We start from the raw sequence: 17,333 nt of genomic DNA on the forward strand, positions 1-17,333 counted from the left end.
CCGGGCCTTGGATGCGGACATCCGTCGTGCCGACGGGTTCCTGCCTCCGGCCGGCGGCGTTCAGGTCTTCAAATCGACAGGCTTGTAGGAAGGCAGGGACGACGCCTCGTTCGCGGTCTCGACAGAGGACTTGTCGGCGGCGGGGTCGGTGTGGGAGGCAGCCAGCCAATGCGCCGAGCCGTTCCCGCCCGACCGGTCCTGCCCGGTCACGCCCTGCAGCAGCCGTTCGGCAAGCCGTGCCGCGTCCTCGCTCCGCGCCTTCATCCGGTCAAGCCGCGTGCCGCCGCCAGATGCCGGTGAGGCCCCATCGCCTTTCTCCCCTCGCGACTCCCTCTGCTGAGCTTCATAGGCCGCTTTGGATTCCTTTACACTCTGGGCGAATTTTTCATATTGATCTGGCGTAAAATTTTCTTTTACGTATTGAAGCTCTTCTTCCTCTGTCATCTTTGATGACTTTGTTCCGACCGAATCATTCATCTTGCCTACGGTCGAGACAAATTCATCGATATCGTCGCCACTGTCGGCAACTTTACCGCCACCTTCGCCGCCACCGACCTGCACGCCGTTGTCTGTCGTCTCCAGGCGATAGGATAGGGCATAGCCTGATTTGCCGTTTAAGTCGGTCCCATACTCGGATGTGATATTTACGGAAATCTCGCCATTGGCAGACCTGAAATTCGCCTTGAAACCTTCGACGCTTCCGGTTTCTTCGATTTTTTTCTTGGCTGCAGCGGCGGTATTTTCCATGAATTTCTTCAAAGCGGAACCGCCCGCAAGTGTGACGTTGGGGCCGTTGTAATCCGTGATCGCTCCAGCCATTTTCGACACTCCGTCAGCGGGAAGACTGGCGGGCATAGCAAGTGGATGCCCGCCATCGCATGTTACTGGATCGTGAACTTCACGTTGCCCGAGCAGGTGGGAGAGGGCTGCTGGCTCACGACCACATTGCTGCAAGTCCAGGAGCCTACTCCAAGCTTCGTCGAAAAGCTGGTCAAAGTACCGCAGAGCGGGCCGTTCTTAACCTGCTGCCCCGGCCGCGACCATGAGAAGCTGCAAGATTTCCCGCCCCCCGACACGGTCAAAACACCACTGTCCGGCTGACCGGAGGAAAAGCTGGATGTGCCCGATCCCGAGCTGCCGTTGTTGATCGAGGTCGGCAGGCCGATGCTGGTCCCAGACACCGTAACGGTTTGGCCGGAAAGATTCTGCACAACGACACCGGTGGTTCCAGCCAGAGCCGGCACGGCGGACAGCAGGGAGGCCGCAAAACCCAATGCTCCGGCAAATTTGACCGACATTCAAAATCCTCCAGTTTTTGGTCTCAATGCCCAAGACCTCCCGGCATGGTAGTCTTATTGGCAGATGACAAAACCTTTATAGCGCAAATTTGCGCCAGCAGACAATGCTTAAGGGTGAAAAAATAGAATGTGATAAATCCTTAGATAGCAAATTTAGCATTCCTGCCCTTGCCCTCCACGCCCGGTCCGCTCGCCGATTCCCGCCCGGCCTCTGGAAGGTCCGGCGCAGCTCGGTGCGAGGCGGGAGCCTTGATCACCGCCGACGCTATGCGTCCTGGCGCTCGAACTGCTGGGTTTGGCGCCTTGTCGGTGTTGATGACCATCGGCGTCTCCCACGCCTTCAAGCCGTTCAGCGCCCTGGACAGGAAGCGCTTGGCGTAGGTCTTGTCGACCCGCCAACTGGTTGACCGTGGGCAGAGCCGCTGCCAGCGTAGCCGCGTCTCGATCTCCAGCGCGTGCTTCTGCACCAAGCGGTAGATCGTTGAATGATCGACCGTGACGCCGCGCTCGGCCATCATCTGCTCGAGATCGCGGTAGCTGATGCCGGACCGGCAGTCCCAGCACACCGCACAGAGCACGGTCTCACCTTCGAAGTGGCGCCCCGTGAAGTCCGACACGGCTTGGCGCAAGGTGACTGGCCTTGCTCAGGTCAGCTGACCAACGCCCCAAAAGCGGGGCTGCACATCTTCATTGCGTCCTTGGCTGGTCAAGTTGGCAACACTCACCCCGTCATAAAGATATTCCAGCGTGCCAGCACCGCGATAGCCGACACTTTCGGCCACCGCCACACCGCGCTGCGGCACCGAATTGGTGCACTGCAGCACCGCAAACGTTTGCGCAAACGTTTCGATAACGCTAGGCTCCCGCTGTCCCGCCCAGTTGGAGCCCGCTTTGCCATGAAACGGATCGGCCTTCTCAATGCCCCGCTCAGCCACGCCGTCGCGTCGTTGGGCCATACCCAGGCGTTGACCATCGCCGATGCCGGACTGCCGATCCCCGCCGGTCCGGAGCGCATCGATCTGGCGGTCACGCCCGGCCTGCCCTCCTTCCTCCAGATCCTCGACGCCATTGCCGGGGAGATGATGGTCGAGCGCGCTGTGATCGCGGCAGAGATGGCGGCGGTGAATCCGTCCCTGCGCGCCGCTCTGGCCGAACGGCTGGAGCGCATGGCAGCGGCCCAGGGCCGTGCCATCGCCCTGGACGAGGTTCCGCATGAGGAGTTCAAGCGGCTGACCGCCGGCTCAGCCGCCGTGGTGCGCACGGGCGAATGCTCCCCCTACGCCAACATCCTTCTCCAGTCCGGCGTAACCTTCTGATCCGCGAGGCTGACATGGACCCAGAAACCGGGTTCCTGCTCGACCTCCAGGGGGTCGGCAAGGGGTTCAACGGCGTCACGGTGCTGGACGGGGTGGATTTCCGCCTGCGTGCCGGCGAGGTCATGGCGCTGATCGGCGAGAATGGCGCCGGCAAATCGACGCTGATGCGCATCGTCACCGGCATCGTCCTGCCGGACTCGGCGACGGCGATGAGGTTCCGCGGACGGTCGGTGAGCTTCACCGCGCCGCGGCAGGCCATCGACGCCGGCATCGCCATGATTCACCAGGAACTGAACCTGCTGCCGCACCTGTCGGTGTCCGACAACATCTGGCTGGGGCGCGAGCCCGTGAACCGGCTGGGACTGATCGACCGTGCCCGGATGCGGCGGGAGGCGGCGGCCCTGCTGGCGCGGCTGCGCCAGTCCATCGACCCGGACCGGCCGGTCGGCAGCCTCAGCGTCGGCCAGCAGCAGATGGTGGAGATCGCCCGCGCCCTGTCGCTGAACGCCGAACTCATCATCATGGACGAGCCGACCGACGCCCTGACCGACGTCGAGACCGCCGTCCTGTTCGAGGTGATCCGCGGCCTGAAGGATGAGGGCAAGGGCATCGTCTACATCTCGCACCGGCTGGGCGAGATCTTCGCGCTGTGCGACAGCGTCACCGTTCTGCGCGACGGCCATATGGTCCACCGCGGCGCGGTGGCCGACCTCGACGAGGCCGGACTGATCCGCCACATGGTCGGCCGCTCCATCACCGACCAGTACCCCTACCTGCCCTGCCCCGCCGGGCCGGAGCGGCTGGCGGTGGAAGGCGTGAGCGCCGAGGGCGTGAACGACGTCAGCTTCACCGCCACCGGCGGCGAGATCCTGGGCTTCGCCGGATTGATGGGCGCCGGGCGGACCGAACTGGGCAAGGCGATCTTCGGCGCCAGCCGGCTGCGCGCCGGGCGCGTTCTGGTCGATGGGACGGAGGTGCGGCTGCGCCACCCCCGCGACGGCGTGACCGCCGGCATCGCCTATGTGCCCGAGGACCGCAAGGCGGAGGGGCTGATCCAGTCCCATTCCATCCGCACCAACATGTCGCTGGCGGCCCTCAAGCAGCTCTGCGGCCCGGCCGGCATCGTCCGGCAGGCCGACGAGCGCACCGCCATCGACCGCTTCATGGCCGCCTTCTCGGTCAAGGCGCACGGCATCGGGGCGGAGGTGAGGACGCTGTCGGGCGGCAACCAGCAGAAGATCTCGCTGGCCAAGGCGCTGATGCTGTCGCCGAAGGTCGTGATCCTGGACGAGCCGACGCGCGGCGTCGATGTCGGCGCCCGCCGGGAAATCTATGGCCTTATCAACGGCCTCAAGGCCCAGGGCCTGTGCATCCTGCTGATGTCGTCGGACATGCCGGAACTGCTGGGCCTGTCGGACCGCATCCTCGTCATGGCCGGCGGGCGGATCACCGGCCGCTTCGGCCGGGACGAGGCTACCCAGGAAAAGATCATGGCCTGCGCCATCGGATGAGGGCCGGCAGAGAGACGACGATGACCATGCTGATACGATTCCTGTCCCGCAACAAGCCGCTGGTCGGCCTGATCGTGCTGATGGCGGTTGTCGCCATCCTCAGCCCCAGCTTCCTGACCGTCGACAATCTGCTGAACATCCTGCGGCAGACCTCGATCAACGCGGTGATCGCGGTGGGCATGACCTACGTCATCCTGTCGGGCGGCATCGACCTGTCGGTCGGCTCGGTCCTGGCCTTCTGCGGGGCGGTCTGCGCCTGGCTGGTGGCGGGGGACATGTCGATCTGGCTCGCCATCCCCATCAGCCTGCTGCTGGGCGCCGGGCTGGGCGCCGTCAACGGCGTCGTCATCGGCACCGGCGGCGTGCAGCCCTTCGTCGCCACGCTGGTCGCCATGACCATGCTGCGCGGCGCCACGCTGGTCTTCACCGACGGACGGCCGATCACCACGGGGAGCGGTGCGGCGGCCGACGCCTTCTGGAGCGTCGGCGGCGGCTATCTGCTCGGCATTCCGGTGCCGGTGGTGATCGCGGGCGTCGTCTTCGCCGTCTGCGGCCTCGTCCTGACCCGCACCCGCTTCGGCCGCTACACCTATGCGGTCGGCGGCAACGAGGTGGTGGCCCGGCTGTCTGGCATCCGCGTCAATTTCGAGAAGACGACCATCTACGCCCTGTCGGGCCTGCTGGCGGCGCTGGCCGGCGTCATCCTGACCGCCCGGCTGGAAAGCGCGCAGCCGACCGCCGGCGCCGGCTACGAGCTGGACGCCATCGCCGCCGTCGTGGTCGGTGGAACCAGCCTGTCCGGCGGCAAGGGCACCCTGTTCGGCACGCTGGTCGGCGCCCTCATCATCGGGGTGCTGAACAACGCGCTGAACCTGATGGACGTCTCCTCCTATTACCAGATGATCGCCAAGGGTGCGGTCATCCTGCTCGCGGTGCTCGCCGACAGCCGCAAGTCGCCGTAAGACGACCATTTATCCGGATCGGCCCTCTCCTATTGTCCCCGCTGCACGAACAAGAACGATGAGGAAGGAAAACCCAGCATGCGTAAGTTTCTGACCGCCGCCACCGTCGCCGCCACCGCCCTGTTCGCCTCGGCAAATGCCCAGGCGGCCGACACCATCGCCCTGGTCGTCTCGACCCTCAACAACCCCTTCTTCGTCACGCTGAAGAACGGGGCCGAGGCCAAGGCCAAGGCGCTGGGCTACAATCTGCTGGTCCTCGATTCCCAGAACGACCCGGCCAAGGAGCTGGCCAATGTCGAGGACGTGGTGAACAAGAAGGTCAAGCTTCTGCTGGTCAACCCGACCGATTCCGACGCTGTGCGCTCGGCGGTCCGTTCGGCCAACCGCGCCAAGATCCCGGTGGTGACGCTCGACCGCTCGGCCAATGGCGGCGAGGTCGTCTCCCACATCGCGTCCGACAACGTGGCGGGCGGGCGGATGGCCGGCCAGCTGGTGGTCGACATGCTGAAGGGCCAGGGCGCCGTCGTCGAGCTGCAGGGCCTGCCGGGCGCCTCGGCCGCCCGCGACCGCGGCAAGGGCTTCCACGACGTGGTCGACAAGGCCGCCGGGATCAAGGTGGTGGCGAGCCAGCCGGCCGACTTCGACCGCACCAAGGCGCTGAACGTCATGGAGAACATCCTCCAGGCCCAGCAGAAGATCGACGTGGTGTTCGCCCACAACGACGAGATGGCGCTGGGCGCCGTCAAGGCGGTCCAGGCGTCGGGCCGCAAGATCCCGGTGGTCGGCTTCGACGGCACCGACGAGGGCGTCGCCGCCATCAATGCCGGCACCCTGACCGCCTCGGTCGCCCAGCAGGCCGGCCTGATCGGCGAGAAGGGCGTCGAGACCGCCGACAAGGTGCTGAAGGGCGAGAAGGTCCCGGCCTTCACCCCGGTTGAGCTGAAGATGGTGACGAAGTAAGTACAGCCTCCCCCGGCCGGCACACCTCGTGCCGGCCGGGGAGACGCGTTGGGGAGCGGCGGCATGGCGACGATCAGGGATGTGGCCCGCGAGGCCGGCGTGTCGATGAGCACCGTCTCCCACGTCGTCAACGCCACCCGCTTCGTGGCGCCGGAGACCGAGCAGCTGGTGCGCGCCGCCATCGAACGGCTGGGCTACACGCCGAACGGCATCGCCCGCGCGCTGAAGGGCAACCGCACCCGCACGCTCGGGATGATCGTCACCGCCAGCTCCAACCCCTTCTTCGCCCATGTCATCCATGGGCTGGAAACGGTCAGTTCCGACCGCGGCTACAGCCTGATCCTCTGCAACACCGACGACGAGCCGGGCAAGCAGCTCCGCGCCTTCGAGGCGCTGCACAACCGCCGGATCGACGGGCTCGCGGTGATGACCAGCGATGCCGATCCCGGCTTTCTCGACGACGTCCAGGGCCGCGCCCCCGACCTGCCGCTGCTGCTGCTCGACACCGACCCGCGTGCGGGCGCCTGCACGGTGACCGACGATTCGGTGATGGGCGGGCGGCTGGCCGCCCGGCTGCTGGCGGAACGCGGCTTTCGCCGCATCGCCTGCATCACCGGTCCGGGTCGCCATCCGCGCTCCCGCGCCCGGCTGGCCGGCTTCGTCGAGGAGTTGGGCACGGCCGGCCTGACGCTCGACCCGGCCCGGCTGCGCGAGGCCGACCTGACCATCGCCGGCGGCTTTGCCGCGGCGGCGGACTTGCTCGATGCCGGGGATGTACCCGACGCGATCTTCGCCTTCAACGACCTGATGGCGGCCGGCGTGCTGCGCGCCGCGGCGGAACGCGGGCTGACGGTTCCGGACCGGCTGTCGGTGCTGGGCTATGACGACATCGAGCTGGCCGCCTACCTCACCCCGCCGCTCTCCACCATCCGCCAATCGGCGAGCCTGCTCGGCGCCCGCGCGGCGGAGCTTCTGATCGATCACCTGGAAGACGGCCGGCCCCTGCCGGACCTGTTGTCCCTGCCGCCCGACCTCGTGCTGCGCGCCTCGGTCGGCCGTCCCTGCGAGAGGCTTTCATGACCATGACACGTCCGATCACCGTCTTCGGCAGCGTCAACATCGACGTCTGCGCCTATTCCGACCGGCTTCCCCGTCCGGGTGAGACGGTGCATGGCGGCAGCTATGCCATGGGGCTTGGCGGCAAGGGCGCCAACCAGGCCGCGGCGGCCGCACGGCTGGGCGGACAGGTGGAGATGGTCGGCCGCACCGGAAACGACGCCTTCGGCGAGATGGCGCGCAGCCGGCTGGCCGGCTTCGGCGTTCGCACCGGCCATCTGTCGGCGGACCCGGACCATCCCACCGGCATCGCGGTGATCGGCGTCGAGTCCTCGGGCGAGAACTGCATCACCGTGGTCGGCGGCGCCAACATGGCGGTGAGCACGGACGACGTGGTCCGAGCCGGCCCGCTGTTCGCCGCCTCCGCCATCCTGCTGCTTCAGCTGGAAACCCCGCTCTCCGCCGGACTGGCCGCGGCCGCGGCGGTGCGGGCCGGCGGCGGGCGCGTCATCCTCGACCCGGCGCCGGCACCGCGCCATGGCCTGCCGGCGGACGTGTTCCGGGCCGTCGACGCTATGACGCCGAACGAGACCGAGACCGAGACCCTGGTCGGGCTGCGGCCGACCTGCCCGGAGGACGCCGCCGCCGCCGCGGACCGGCTGTTGGAGCGGGGCCTGTCCATCGCCATCGTCAAGATGGGGGCAAGGGGCGTCTATTACCGGGGGCCGGGCCAGCAGGGCTTCATCTCCCCCTTCCCGGTGACGGCGATCGATACGGTCGCGGCCGGGGATTGCTTCAATGGCGGTCTGGCCTTTGCCCTGGCGCGCGGTGAGGATCTGGCCAGCGCGGTGCGCTTCGCTGCCGCCTGCGGCGCACTCGCCACCACCCGCGCCGGTGCGGCGGACTCGGCGCCGACGCTGGCGGAAGCGGCGGCCCTGCTCGGGTAGACCGGCATCTTGATCCGAGCCGTCAGATCAAATCCCACGCCATGCCCGACCGGATCAGCCGATCGCTGCCGGGCGAGAACCACGCCTTCAGCGGCAGCATCGCCGCCTGCAGTACGCGGGCTGTCGGGCCAATCGACTCCGCCATCACCGGTGCTGCCCTCAGTCCCGAACGGTTGAAGCGCTCCACCGCAGCGGACAGCTGTTGCGTGGAGCGGTCGCACCAGGACGGTGGCAGGAAACCGTCGACGACCACCTCCTGGACGTCGATGAGGCTGAGCGCGGAGGCGACGGCGCGCGACAGTTCGGCGCATGCCGTTTCGGTCCAGGCGTCGAAAGATTGCGTCCGCCCGGCCGCCGCAGCGATCGGCCAGCGCCGCCGACGGGCCGATCCCGGCAGCCTCCAGGTCGCATCGCAGCAGAACGATAGCTGACCGAGCAACGGCCCGACCGGAGAAGTATCGCCGTCCTGCGTGGTCGTCAGTTCCAAGGCGAGGATTTCACCGCTATCGGGATCGACGGCGAGATGCAGCTTGCGCCAACTCCGGCGTGCTTGGCCACCGTGCTTTTCCAGGTGCCGCTCGTCTTTCCCACCCCCTTCGCCCGGTGGAATCGAGCGGGCGCGGTTGGCGCGTTGGTGCGGTCTCGGCATCGATCGCCCCTTCGGATTCTCGGAAATGCACCATGCTGCGGCGGCCCGCCGCTGCGATGGCCGCTTCACAGTCCAGCGCGCCTGCGTATCCTTCTGCCGCGCCTTGGCCGGTGGCCGGGCTGGGTCGGATGTGCCGCTCCTCCTCCTTGCTCAGCCGCTGCCTGGGCGCTTCCACGATGGAGGCATCGACGATCTGACCGCCCAGCGCAAAGTAACCGCGCTCCTTCAGGCCAGCGTCGAAGCGGGCGAACAACTCCTCCATCGCCACCGCCGTCACCACGGCCTCGCGGAACAGCCAGATCGTCTTGCGATTCGGAACCCGGTCGCCCAATCCCAGCCCGGAGACCCGCATGAACGACATGCCGGCCGCGAACCTGATACGCCGCCTGCTCGTCCGACAGCCCATACAGCGCCTGGAGCACCAGGATCTTGAACATCATCACAGCGTCCAACGGCGGACGACCGTCCCTGGAACGATCCGTGCGCCCCAAGGCCGTATCCCGCGTCGGACGAAAAACCTCGAAGTCCACCACCGACAACAGACCTTCAAGCAGATCGCCGCTCTTGCTCAGTTCTGCGTAGCGATCCTGAAGATCGAACAGCCCTGCTTGACCGGCCATTGCTCCCCCGAGCGCCCTTCAGGGCAAGGGAATCACGATAACGCCCGCAGCACTACAGTTTTTCGAGGCGTCCACATTCGCAGCCAACTTCTGAAACTCATAATATTTATTGATTCAAAATAAGAGCTTGCATGATCATCATCGCTGCACAACAAATAATCAACCGATATCGGCGATATGCAACCGTCGATACGGCTGATGGTAAAATTCTAGCAATCATAAAAATTTCCGAGTTGGAACTTTGGGCTTATTTTCGGCTATAAGCCAGTATTCACTCTGATTTTGTCATGCTGCATATGTGAGGGAGTTCCCCGAATGGACATCCACCCGGACCGCCTCGGTAAGATTGCTATTCTTGCAGCAATCAGCTCGCGAGAGGAGGAGGATATATTCAAGGAACATATAGCCAAAAATACAAAGGTAAAATTAGGATTTACTATGGTCTCCGGACCAAGATCGGATGTAACTAGAACATTTGTCAAATCGATTGTTGGATGCGCTTTACAGTCAGGTCTAATTCACCATCACCACAATGAGATTCATGCCGTAATCCATGCCGGACTGGAATGCCTGAAAGGCTTGAGTTCGGACGTTGCTGCAGAATCGAGCCTGAAGGTAAAGGTTGCCATAGCAACGGACGGCCGTTGGATCGTTGTCGCAGCTTATGGAGAATCTGCCTTCCATCCGGAAACGAACCACGAGCGGGTTGGCTTCGGCGTCATGCATATTTAGTTCTACAATTGGGATTTCCTGAGGCAGACGGTGGGAACCGCCGTCTGTTGAGGTGTTGTGGTGGACGGCCCCTCCGACGCAAAAGGGAAATCCGGGCTGGCTGGCCGGGAAGGATGCATCCATGTGTCCGGCCTGTTGTCGCAGCCGCTGGCTGCTGGCCTTGATGAAGTCCGCGGATCGACGCCCAAATCACCTCATCGCGCTCGGCGGCGCTTCGTCCCCAAGGATTTGGCCGATCCCCGGTCCTGCCGGTACGTCATCACGTCTCACCACCCAGGCAATGCGCGCGGCCTTGTTGGCCAGGGCCACGGCGGCCAGCTTGACTGGCTTACGCTCCAGCAGCTTTGTCGCCCAACTGCGGCTGGCATCGTCCTTTCGGACCAGCCGCATCACTGCCGTTGCAGCAACGACGAGCAGGCGCCGAAGATAGCCGTCGCCCAGCTTGCTGATACCGACCTGGCGCTCCTTGCCGCCGCTGCTGTGGGCCTTCGGCGTCAGGCCGAGCCATGCGGGGAACCGCCGGCCGGATCGGAACAGCGTGCCGTCCGGCACAGCCGCCGCGAGAGCACTCGCAACGATCGGTCCAATGCCGGGAATGGTCGCCAAACGCCGGCTGATGTCGCTGGCCCGATGCCAAGCGAGAATGCGCTTTTCCAGCCGCTGAGCTCAATCTCGGCCTCGAGCTGTCGGAGTTGATCGACGATGCCGTGCAGCGCCTGCCAGCTCCGGCAGGCGATCCTGCGCCTCATGGAGGGCCTCGGTCGCCGCTTTCACGCCCCCAGGTCCCTTGGCCGCAATGCTCCCGAACTCTGCAAGGTGCCCACGCAAACCGTTGATCAGCATCGTTCGCTGCCGCACCAGCAGGTCGCGCGTCTTGTGCAGCGTCAGCGCGGCCTGCTGGCCCACGGTCTTGACGGCCACATAGCGCATGGTCGGCCGCGTGACCGCTTCGCAAATCGCCTCGGCATCGGCCGCGTCGGTCTTGCCCCGCTTCACAGACGGTTTGACGTAAGCGGGCGGCATCAGTCTCACCGTATGCCCCAAAGATGAAATCTCCCGAGCCCAGTGATGCCCCGTGCCACAGGCTTCCATCCCGACCAGGCATGGCGGCACGCTCTGGAAGAACTTCAGAACCTCGCCCCGTCGCAGCTGCCGACGAACCAGGATCTTTCCATTCGCATCGATCCCATGGACCTGGAAAACCTTCTTCGCCAAGTCCAGAGCGATCGTCACCACCTCTTCCTTGGACGACTGCTCTGAGCTGGTTTCTTCGACGGCATCAGCTTCCCACCGATCCCAAAAGGTCAAAGGACCGTCCACCACATCAGTTCAGTCAAAAAATCGGAGCTTGCTGTGCACCGGCCCAGTTCTCGTGTCAAAGCCAACCAGCTCCGTGGGGAAGTTCCAAAGGGTGTGGGGAAGTTCCAAGCTCTTCCCCGATTCGCCCTTCTACGAGCACAAACACCATAACAAAGCGCCCTTCTCCCAGCCAAACAGCATTGGACCTTCCCCACGCCGGTTTGGAGCTTCCCCACGCGACTCGGCGTTATCCCTTGGACCTTCCCCGCACATTACAAATAGAGTCTCAATTAGCTTACCAATTAGCTTCCGTGGGGAAGTTCCAAGTGGAAAGTCAAACGGCATCGTGGTTCCGTTGGGAAGGATAGGTGGAGGCTCGGCATGACACAGGTTCACAAGCTGATCGTCCAACACGGACGTGAGGCTGCTCGCCGCATGATCAGCGAGCAGGAGATCCCGTATTTCAACATCGCTGCCAGTATCCTGGAAGAGGAAAGCAACGAAGTCGGAATCACCTACTCCGGATTCTGTTTGACCGCCCTGCCCCACCGCCGTCTGGATGACGAACAGAACTGGGTTCGCAGCAACGGCAATCTATCGCTTTTGATCAAGCCCGGCGAGACTAAGAAGGTTCCGAATCCGCGCACGGCCGATGATTACCGCAAGATCGGCGTCCCATATGGCTCGAAGGCACGCCTTATCCTGCTATACCTCCAAACCCAAGCCGTCCGAACCAATTCGCCCGTAGTCGAACTCGGCCGCTCCATGAACCAATGGCTGGACAGGATGGGCGTCGCGGTGGGTGGAAAGACCTATACCGAGGTCCGGAACCAAGCCGAGCGAATCTCGCGCTGCACCCTGACCTTCGACTGGTGCGATGGCCAAACTGAGGGCTTTCGGAACGGTTCTTTCGTCGAAGGCGGCATCAGACTTCGCGGCCTTGACCAGCAGGGTGATCTCTGGGATGATCGCGTGTCGCTGTCGGAAGCGTTTTTCCGCCTGTTAAAGGAACATCCTGTCCCGGTCTGGGAACCGGCGATCCGCCACATCGCCGGTAAGAGCATGGCCTTCGACATCTATGTCTGGCTGGCCTACCGCCTTCATGTGCTTGAAAAAGCAAAGCCGGTGAGCTGGAAGGCTGTATTTGACCAGTTCGGAACAGGTGCGACTCTCCGCTACTTCAAACCCGAATTCCGGACCGCTCTGGCCTATGCGCTGTCGGTCTACCCGGAAGCCAGAGTCATCGAAGACGAAGAGGGTAGGGGCCTCGTCCTGCACCCCTCCCCTCCTCCGATTCCCGAACGGCTCATCGGTCGTTGACCGTGGGGAAGTTCCAATAGGAAGTTGGAACTTCCCCACACCCGTTGACACCCTCCCCTTCCGTCTCCCATCCTCCGGCTGAATTTTGGAGGCTGCGGTGAAAATCTTGTTGGTGCTGAACGGCAAGGGGGGCGTTGGAAAGACCACGACCGCCCGCAACGTGGCTGCAGCAGCGGCGGCGGCCGGGCTTCGTGTAGCAACCCTGGACACCGATCCCCAGGGCACGCTGACCCGCTGGTGGCAGAAGCGGCCCGATAACGCGCCGGCCATTGACCATTACCAAGACTCACTTGCCGAAATGTCGGATCCGGTCGAGCCATTGGACGGCATCGACCTGTTGGTGATCGACACCCCGACAGCGATCGAGATGACGGCTATCCGTCCCAATGCTGAAAAGCTGATCGATCAAGCCGACTTGATCCTGACACCTCTCCAGGCGACGCCCGAGGATCTCGAGTCCGTTCGCGGCACTCTTACGCTCGTCCGTTCGCGGGGGAAAGCAACCACCTTCGTCCTCAACAAGGTAAAGCCCAGGGTCAAGGAAGTCACCGATGCACGGCGCGGTCTTGCTGGAGGTGGCGAAGTGGCGCCCGTGGACCTCCCCGACCTGGCAGAGGTCTACCGCAGTTATGCCGCTGGCCTCGGCGTCGTCGAAGTAACCGGAGCCAAGTCGGTGGAGGATTTCGTGGCGCTCTGGAAATACGTGGCATCCAAGCTGGGGTTCAAGTCATGAGGAAGGCCACCAAGACGGCGGTGTCAGACATCCGGTTCGATGACATACAGGCCCCAGGGCCTGTCATAACCGGAGCCATCAAAACTCTAGCCGGCGAGAGTTTTGAAGACGCCATCAACCGCCTCCTGGAAGAGAGCCGGGAACGGTTCGTGCTCGTCGGCGAGGTCCTTCTCGACTGGAAAGCGAGCGTACCGCATGGGCAGTTCGTGAAGCTCATCAACGATAGGATCAAGAGCGGTGCCTTGCGCAACCTCAGCTACCAGAGCGCCAACCGGTACATGACGGTAGCCGCTGCGCTGCGCAACGGCTTCGTCGGACCGGACGAGCTACCGAAGGAATCGGAAGCGGCATATCTGCTGACCTCCCTTAAGGAGGATGAGCTGAAGATCGCCAAGCAGGAAGGGCTTGTTCGGCCGACGGTGCGAAAGTCCGAACTGACGGCTTTCCGTAAGCGTCTGCGAGCACCCTCCCCTCCCCCGTCAACTGACCGTCGTGCTGAATTGTTGCGGGAAATCAAACGGGCGATGAATGAAAAGCGGCACTGGGCCGAGAGGCTTGCCGAGTTGGAAGCGGAACTGGCCGCCTTGTCCTGAGCGGCCACCCCTTCCCTGTCGCGACATCCGCGGCAGCGTTGGCAAGCACAGGCCGCTGGATGTGAGGCTTTATACCGGCTTGCCTGGATGGGCCGATGCCTCCCTGACGATTACGGGGCCTCCACCTTGCGGGCTATCTTCCGGTCGTCACTGCGCCAGACCAAAAGGTCTGGTCAACTCCATCGTTCTTCCGCCCGTTGTGAAGTTGACAGGTCGAACCATTCCACCCTCAGTGCGGTGCGCCGGGACCGTACATGGGGCGATGCGATCCGAACTGATCCGCATCAGGGTTTCGGCACCTGAATGGCTGGCTGGTTCGCGCAAGCGGGACAATCACTAACGGCATGGTCGGGCGCTTCACCGGCCGCATCGGGCGGGAGGTGCTGGTGATGGGTATCGGCCCTATCAGGCCTTGGAGTGCCTACTGAAAGGCTACAACCTCGCCTACAACGCTCGCCGCCATCGGGTCTTGGATGGCCGATCCCCCGACGAGGTCGTGAGCGAGCGCCTGAAAGCAAGACCGGAGCTGATCAATCCAACCTATCGACCTCCCGATCCCTGCTCCCTGACCAAAATCAAGGAAGCATGGGGCGGCAACCATAGCATGGTCACGCGCCGTTCACTCCGGAGCCGCGCGCGGTCAGTGGCGGCGGACCGCCAGCGGCGCTCCGGCGTCGAGGACGGCGACGATGGGCTTGGGCGTGCGCTGTCCGGTGCCCAGCAGGATGGCGGGCAGGGTGAACAGGCAGGTGGCGCGGGTATGGCAGGAAAAGGATGGACGGAAGCCGCCGTAGCGGCCTGAGAGGTCGGGCGGGGGCGGGCACCATCGGCTTTGCGGAAGTTCGCTATAAACTTCAATCTCCATCAAATCTCCACACTCCCTCGACCGAAACGCAATCTGCTGCCTTCAGTTTGTCGGCGTTCTTGTTGAGACCGGCCGGCGCCTGAAGGAAAGAGAATGAGGATCGACCAGTTGCGCCGCCATGGCGGCGCCTGTGCCTTGATGGCCGTGATGCTGATGGCGGGGTGCGAGCGGTCCGAACCGGCCGTGGTCCCTCCGGCCCCGCAGGTTTCCGTTCTCACCCTTGCGCCATCCCGACTGGAACTGACGGACGATCTGCCGGGCCGTGTCGCCGCGTTGCGGGTTGCCGAGATACGGCCGCAGGTCAGCGGCATCGTGCTGCACCGAAGCTTCGAGCAAGGCAGCGAGGTGCGTGCCGGCCAGCCACTGTTCCAGATCGATCCAGCGCCATTCAAGGCCGAGGTGGACATTGCCGCCGCCGCCCTGCAGCGGGCAACGGTGGGGCTGGAGCGCGCCAGGGTGCAGGTGGCGAGGCTGCAGCCGCTGGTGAAGTCCGACGCCGTCAGCCGACAAGTCTATGACAATGCGGTGTTCCAGCATGATCAGGCCGTGGCCGAGGTGGCGCAGGCTCGCGCCACCCTGGCACGCCGCACACTCGACCTGAAATTCGCCACGGTGGAGGCGCCGATCCCGGGACGCGTCGACCAGGCACTGGTGACCGAGGGGGCGCTGGTCGGCGGCAGCGACGGCAATCCGATGGCGCGCGTCCAGCAGATCGATCAGGTCTATGTGGACGTGCGCCAGCCGGCATCCTCGCTCGCTTCCCTGCGCAAGGCCCTGGCCCTGCGGCAAGCGGAGGCCGGGGATGGCCTGCCGGTCGCCATTCTGCGCGACGACGGCAAACCGTACGACACGACCGGGCGCGTGCTGTTCTCGGGCATCTCCGTCGATCCCGGCACGGGCGACGTGCTGCTCCGCATCCTTGTCGACAACCCGCAGCGAGATCTGCTTCCGGGCATGTTCGTTCGCGCGCGGGTGCCGCGCACGAGCTACGCCGATGCCCTGACCCTTCCCCAGCAGGCGGTGGTGCGCGTCGGTGGCCAGCCGCAGGTCTGGACGCTCGACGGGAACGATCAGGCCTCGCTCAAGCCGGTGGAACTCGGCGAACTGGTGGACCGCTGCTATCGCGTCGGCGCCGGCCTCGAAGCCGGGCAGAAGATCGTGGTCGAGGGCATGGACCGTCTGTCCGAGGGCGTCCCGGTGGCCGCGCGTGACTGGCCGGTTTCCAAACCAACCGCCACCACCATGCGCTGAGCGAACAGGACAATTCCAAAATGCCCCAATTCTTCATCCGGCGCCCGGTGTTCGCCTGGGTCATCGCCCTGTTCATCATCCTGTTCGGCGTGATCGCCATTCCACAGCTGCCGATCGCCCGCTACCCCTCGGTGGCGCCGCCAACCGTCAGTATTCTGGCAACCTACCCCGGGGCCACGCCGCAGACGATGAATGACGGCGTGATCAGCCTGATCGAACGCGAACTGTCGAGCGTCAAGAACCTGCTCTATTTCGAATCGGTGTCCGACGCCTCCGGATCGGCCACCGTCACCGCCACCTTCAAGCCCGGCACCGCGCCGGACATGGCCCAGGTCGATGTGCAGAACAAGCTCAAATCCATCGAGCCGCGGCTGCCGCAGGTGGTGCGCCAGAACGGCCTGACCGTCGAATCGTCGTCGTCGGGCTTCCTGATGATCGTCGGGTTGAAATCCGATGACGGCCGGTTCGACGAAACCGCCCTCAGCGACTACATGGCGCGCAACATCGTCGAGGAACTGCGGCGTATCGACGGCGTCGGCCGGGTGCAGCTGTTCGGTTCCGAGCAGGCGATGCGCGTGTGGGTCGATCCGGCAAAGCTGATGGCCCGCGGGCTGTCGATGGGCGACCTTATGACGGCCATCGGCCAGCAGAATGTCCAGATCGCTCCCGGCAGCGTCGGCGCGTCGCCTGCACTTCCGGGGCAGGCCGTGACGGTGCCGCTCACCGTCCAGGGACAGCTGACCACACCCGAGGAGTTCGCCGGCATCGTGCTCCGCGCGGAGTCCAACGGCTCGAAGGTGACGCTCGGCGATGTGGCGCGCGTCGAGCTCGGCGCGCAGTCCTACAGCTTCATCAACCGGGAAAACGGCAAGGCCACCACCGCGGCGGCCGTGCAGCTCACGCCCGGCGGCAACGCGGTCAGAACCGCCGATGGCGTGCAGGCCCGCATGGAGGAGTTGAGCCGGACCTTGCCAGCCGGCATGAGCCATTCAATTCCCTTCAACACCGCTCCCTTCGTGAAGGTGTCCATCGAGAAGGTCATCCATACGCTGGCCGAGGCGATGCTGCTGGTCTTCCTGGTGATGTACCTGTTCCTCCAGAACGTGCGCTATACGCTCATCCCCGCCATCGTCGCGCCGATCGCGCTGCTCGGCACCTTCGCCGTGATGCTGGCCGCGGGCTTTTCGATCAACGTCCTGACCATGTTCGGCATGGTGCTGG

Annotated in this window: 17 protein-coding genes and 3 pseudogenes; 12 read left to right on the top strand and 8 right to left on the bottom strand. The window is 64.5% G+C overall.

Annotated elements, in window-relative coordinates; all coding sequences use genetic code 11:
• Nucleotides 1-60: 60 nt before the first annotated feature.
• The 4 genes and pseudogenes from A6A40_RS22980 to A6A40_RS30515 form a co-directional block, all read right to left on the bottom strand.
• The gene (locus tag A6A40_RS22980) at nucleotides 61-819 is read right to left on the bottom strand and encodes a hypothetical protein (RefSeq protein WP_236783978.1); all 759 of its coding nucleotides are present in this window, start codon (nucleotides 817-819) and stop codon (nucleotides 61-63) included.
• A 62-nt stretch (nucleotides 820-881) separates the two neighbouring features.
• Nucleotides 882-1,298: a hypothetical protein gene (locus tag A6A40_RS30510; RefSeq protein ID WP_146191615.1), complete on the bottom strand. Its 417-nt coding sequence runs from the start codon at nucleotides 1,296-1,298 to the stop codon at nucleotides 882-884.
• A gap of 296 nt (nucleotides 1,299-1,594) precedes the next feature.
• Nucleotides 1,595-1,915, bottom strand: a pseudogene (locus tag A6A40_RS22990) (IS6 family transposase); the annotation flags it as partial.
• A gap of 27 nt (nucleotides 1,916-1,942) precedes the next feature.
• Nucleotides 1,943-2,122, bottom strand: a complete 180-nt coding sequence (locus A6A40_RS30515; protein WP_146191616.1) for a hypothetical protein — start codon at nucleotides 2,120-2,122, stop codon at nucleotides 1,943-1,945.
• Between the two features lie 72 nt (nucleotides 2,123-2,194).
• On the opposite strand from A6A40_RS30515, the gene rbsD reads away from it, so the two are divergent.
• The 6 genes from rbsD to rbsK all read left to right on the top strand — a co-directional run bounded on the left by rbsD (nucleotide 2,195) and on the right by rbsK (nucleotide 8,050).
• Nucleotides 2,195-2,614 carry a D-ribose pyranase gene (gene rbsD / locus A6A40_RS22995; RefSeq protein WP_108548213.1) on the top strand — a complete coding sequence of 140 codons (420 nt, stop codon included), beginning with the start codon at nucleotides 2,195-2,197 and terminating at the stop codon, nucleotides 2,612-2,614.
• 14 nt (nucleotides 2,615-2,628) lie between these two features.
• A complete protein-coding gene (locus A6A40_RS23000; RefSeq protein ID WP_108548214.1) occupies nucleotides 2,629-4,125 on the top strand; it encodes a sugar ABC transporter ATP-binding protein in 1,497 nt (498 codons plus the stop codon).
• Complete coding sequence (rbsC, locus tag A6A40_RS23005) at nucleotides 4,122-5,087, top strand: ribose ABC transporter permease (RefSeq protein WP_108548215.1); 966 nt, start codon at nucleotides 4,122-4,124, stop codon at nucleotides 5,085-5,087. The genes A6A40_RS23000 and rbsC overlap by 4 nt, the downstream gene beginning before the upstream one ends.
• A 78-nt stretch (nucleotides 5,088-5,165) precedes the next feature.
• Nucleotides 5,166-6,047, top strand: a complete 882-nt coding sequence (rbsB, locus tag A6A40_RS23010) for a ribose ABC transporter substrate-binding protein RbsB (protein WP_108548216.1) — start codon at nucleotides 5,166-5,168, stop codon at nucleotides 6,045-6,047.
• Between the two features lie 63 nt (nucleotides 6,048-6,110).
• On the top strand, nucleotides 6,111-7,127 hold the full coding sequence (locus A6A40_RS23015) for a LacI family DNA-binding transcriptional regulator (protein WP_108548217.1): 1,017 nt from the start codon (nucleotides 6,111-6,113) through the stop codon (nucleotides 7,125-7,127).
• A complete protein-coding gene (gene rbsK / locus A6A40_RS23020) occupies nucleotides 7,124-8,050 on the top strand; it encodes a ribokinase (RefSeq protein ID WP_108548218.1) in 927 nt (308 codons plus the stop codon). The genes A6A40_RS23015 and rbsK overlap by 4 nt, the downstream gene beginning before the upstream one ends.
• 424 nt (nucleotides 8,051-8,474) lie before the next feature.
• Here the strand turns inward: rbsK and A6A40_RS31665 are convergent.
• A pseudogene (locus A6A40_RS31665) lies at nucleotides 8,475-8,618 on the bottom strand (transposase); the annotation flags it as partial.
• 146 nt (nucleotides 8,619-8,764) lie between these two features.
• On the bottom strand, nucleotides 8,765-9,319 hold the full coding sequence (locus A6A40_RS32545; RefSeq protein ID WP_472240643.1) for a transposase: 555 nt from the start codon (nucleotides 9,317-9,319) through the stop codon (nucleotides 8,765-8,767).
• A 315-nt stretch (nucleotides 9,320-9,634) separates the two neighbouring features.
• Between A6A40_RS32545 and A6A40_RS23030 the strand changes: the two genes are divergently transcribed.
• On the top strand, nucleotides 9,635-10,051 hold the full coding sequence (locus tag A6A40_RS23030; protein WP_108548219.1) for a HutP family protein: 417 nt from the start codon (nucleotides 9,635-9,637) through the stop codon (nucleotides 10,049-10,051).
• Between the two features lie 189 nt (nucleotides 10,052-10,240).
• Here the strand turns inward: A6A40_RS23030 and A6A40_RS23035 are convergent.
• Nucleotides 10,241-11,287 (bottom strand): annotated as a pseudogene (locus A6A40_RS23035) (IS110 family RNA-guided transposase).
• Between the two features lie 444 nt (nucleotides 11,288-11,731).
• Here A6A40_RS23035 and A6A40_RS23040 point away from each other — a divergent pair.
• The 3 genes from A6A40_RS23040 (at nucleotide 11,732) to A6A40_RS23050 (ending at nucleotide 13,996) form a co-directional block, all read left to right on the top strand.
• Entirely contained in the window at nucleotides 11,732-12,670 is a 939-nt protein-coding gene (locus A6A40_RS23040; protein ID WP_108548220.1) for a replication protein RepA, read from the top strand.
• Nucleotides 12,671-12,767: 97 nt separating this feature from the next.
• On the top strand, nucleotides 12,768-13,403 hold the full coding sequence (locus A6A40_RS23045) for a ParA family protein (protein WP_158279350.1): 636 nt from the start codon (nucleotides 12,768-12,770) through the stop codon (nucleotides 13,401-13,403).
• Nucleotides 13,400-13,996 carry a hypothetical protein gene (locus A6A40_RS23050; protein ID WP_108548222.1) on the top strand — a complete coding sequence of 199 codons (597 nt, stop codon included), beginning with the start codon at nucleotides 13,400-13,402 and terminating at the stop codon, nucleotides 13,994-13,996. The genes A6A40_RS23045 and A6A40_RS23050 overlap by 4 nt, the downstream gene beginning before the upstream one ends.
• 640 nt (nucleotides 13,997-14,636) lie before the next feature.
• Here the strand turns inward: A6A40_RS23050 and A6A40_RS30520 are convergent.
• Complete coding sequence (locus A6A40_RS30520) at nucleotides 14,637-14,861, bottom strand: hypothetical protein (RefSeq protein WP_146191617.1); 225 nt, start codon at nucleotides 14,859-14,861, stop codon at nucleotides 14,637-14,639.
• Between the two features lie 93 nt (nucleotides 14,862-14,954).
• Here A6A40_RS30520 and A6A40_RS23060 point away from each other — a divergent pair, with 93 nt between their 5' ends.
• Nucleotides 14,955-16,112: an efflux RND transporter periplasmic adaptor subunit gene (locus tag A6A40_RS23060; protein WP_108548223.1), complete on the top strand. Its 1,158-nt coding sequence runs from the start codon at nucleotides 14,955-14,957 to the stop codon at nucleotides 16,110-16,112.
• A 20-nt stretch (nucleotides 16,113-16,132) separates the two neighbouring features.
• A partial coding sequence (locus tag A6A40_RS31675; RefSeq protein ID WP_236783979.1) for an efflux RND transporter permease subunit occupies nucleotides 16,133-17,333 on the top strand: 1,201 nt, incomplete at its 3' end.

This window comes from Azospirillum humicireducens, assembly GCF_001639105.2.
Classification (GTDB): domain Bacteria; phylum Pseudomonadota; class Alphaproteobacteria; order Azospirillales; family Azospirillaceae; genus Azospirillum; species Azospirillum humicireducens.

Bases quoted from the DNA above. Each gene is read 5' to 3' on its own strand.
- A6A40_RS23015 (WP_108548217.1), top strand. From the start codon at position 6,111: ATGGCGACGATCAGGGATGTGGCCCGCGAGGCCGGCGTGTCGATGAGC.
- A6A40_RS23050 (WP_108548222.1), top strand. From the start codon at position 13,400: ATGAGGAAGGCCACCAAGACGGCGGTGTCAGACATCCGGTTCGATGAC.
- A6A40_RS23000 (WP_108548214.1), top strand. From the start codon at position 2,629: ATGGACCCAGAAACCGGGTTCCTGCTCGACCTCCAGGGGGTCGGCAAG.
- rbsC (WP_108548215.1), top strand. From the start codon at position 4,122: ATGAGGGCCGGCAGAGAGACGACGATGACCATGCTGATACGATTCCTG.
- A6A40_RS23060 (WP_108548223.1), top strand. From the start codon at position 14,955: ATGAGGATCGACCAGTTGCGCCGCCATGGCGGCGCCTGTGCCTTGATG.
- rbsK (WP_108548218.1), top strand. From the start codon at position 7,124: ATGACCATGACACGTCCGATCACCGTCTTCGGCAGCGTCAACATCGAC.
- A6A40_RS32545 (WP_472240643.1), bottom strand. From the start codon at position 9,319: ATGGCCGGTCAAGCAGGGCTGTTCGATCTTCAGGATCGCTACGCAGAA.
- A6A40_RS23030 (WP_108548219.1), top strand. From the start codon at position 9,635: ATGGACATCCACCCGGACCGCCTCGGTAAGATTGCTATTCTTGCAGCA.
- A6A40_RS22980 (WP_236783978.1), bottom strand. From the start codon at position 819: ATGGCTGGAGCGATCACGGATTACAACGGCCCCAACGTCACACTTGCG.
- A6A40_RS23040 (WP_108548220.1), top strand. From the start codon at position 11,732: ATGACACAGGTTCACAAGCTGATCGTCCAACACGGACGTGAGGCTGCT.
- A6A40_RS30510 (WP_146191615.1), bottom strand. From the start codon at position 1,298: ATGTCGGTCAAATTTGCCGGAGCATTGGGTTTTGCGGCCTCCCTGCTG.
- rbsB (WP_108548216.1), top strand. From the start codon at position 5,166: ATGCGTAAGTTTCTGACCGCCGCCACCGTCGCCGCCACCGCCCTGTTC.
- rbsD (WP_108548213.1), top strand. From the start codon at position 2,195: ATGAAACGGATCGGCCTTCTCAATGCCCCGCTCAGCCACGCCGTCGCG.
- A6A40_RS30520 (WP_146191617.1), bottom strand. From the start codon at position 14,861: ATGGAGATTGAAGTTTATAGCGAACTTCCGCAAAGCCGATGGTGCCCG.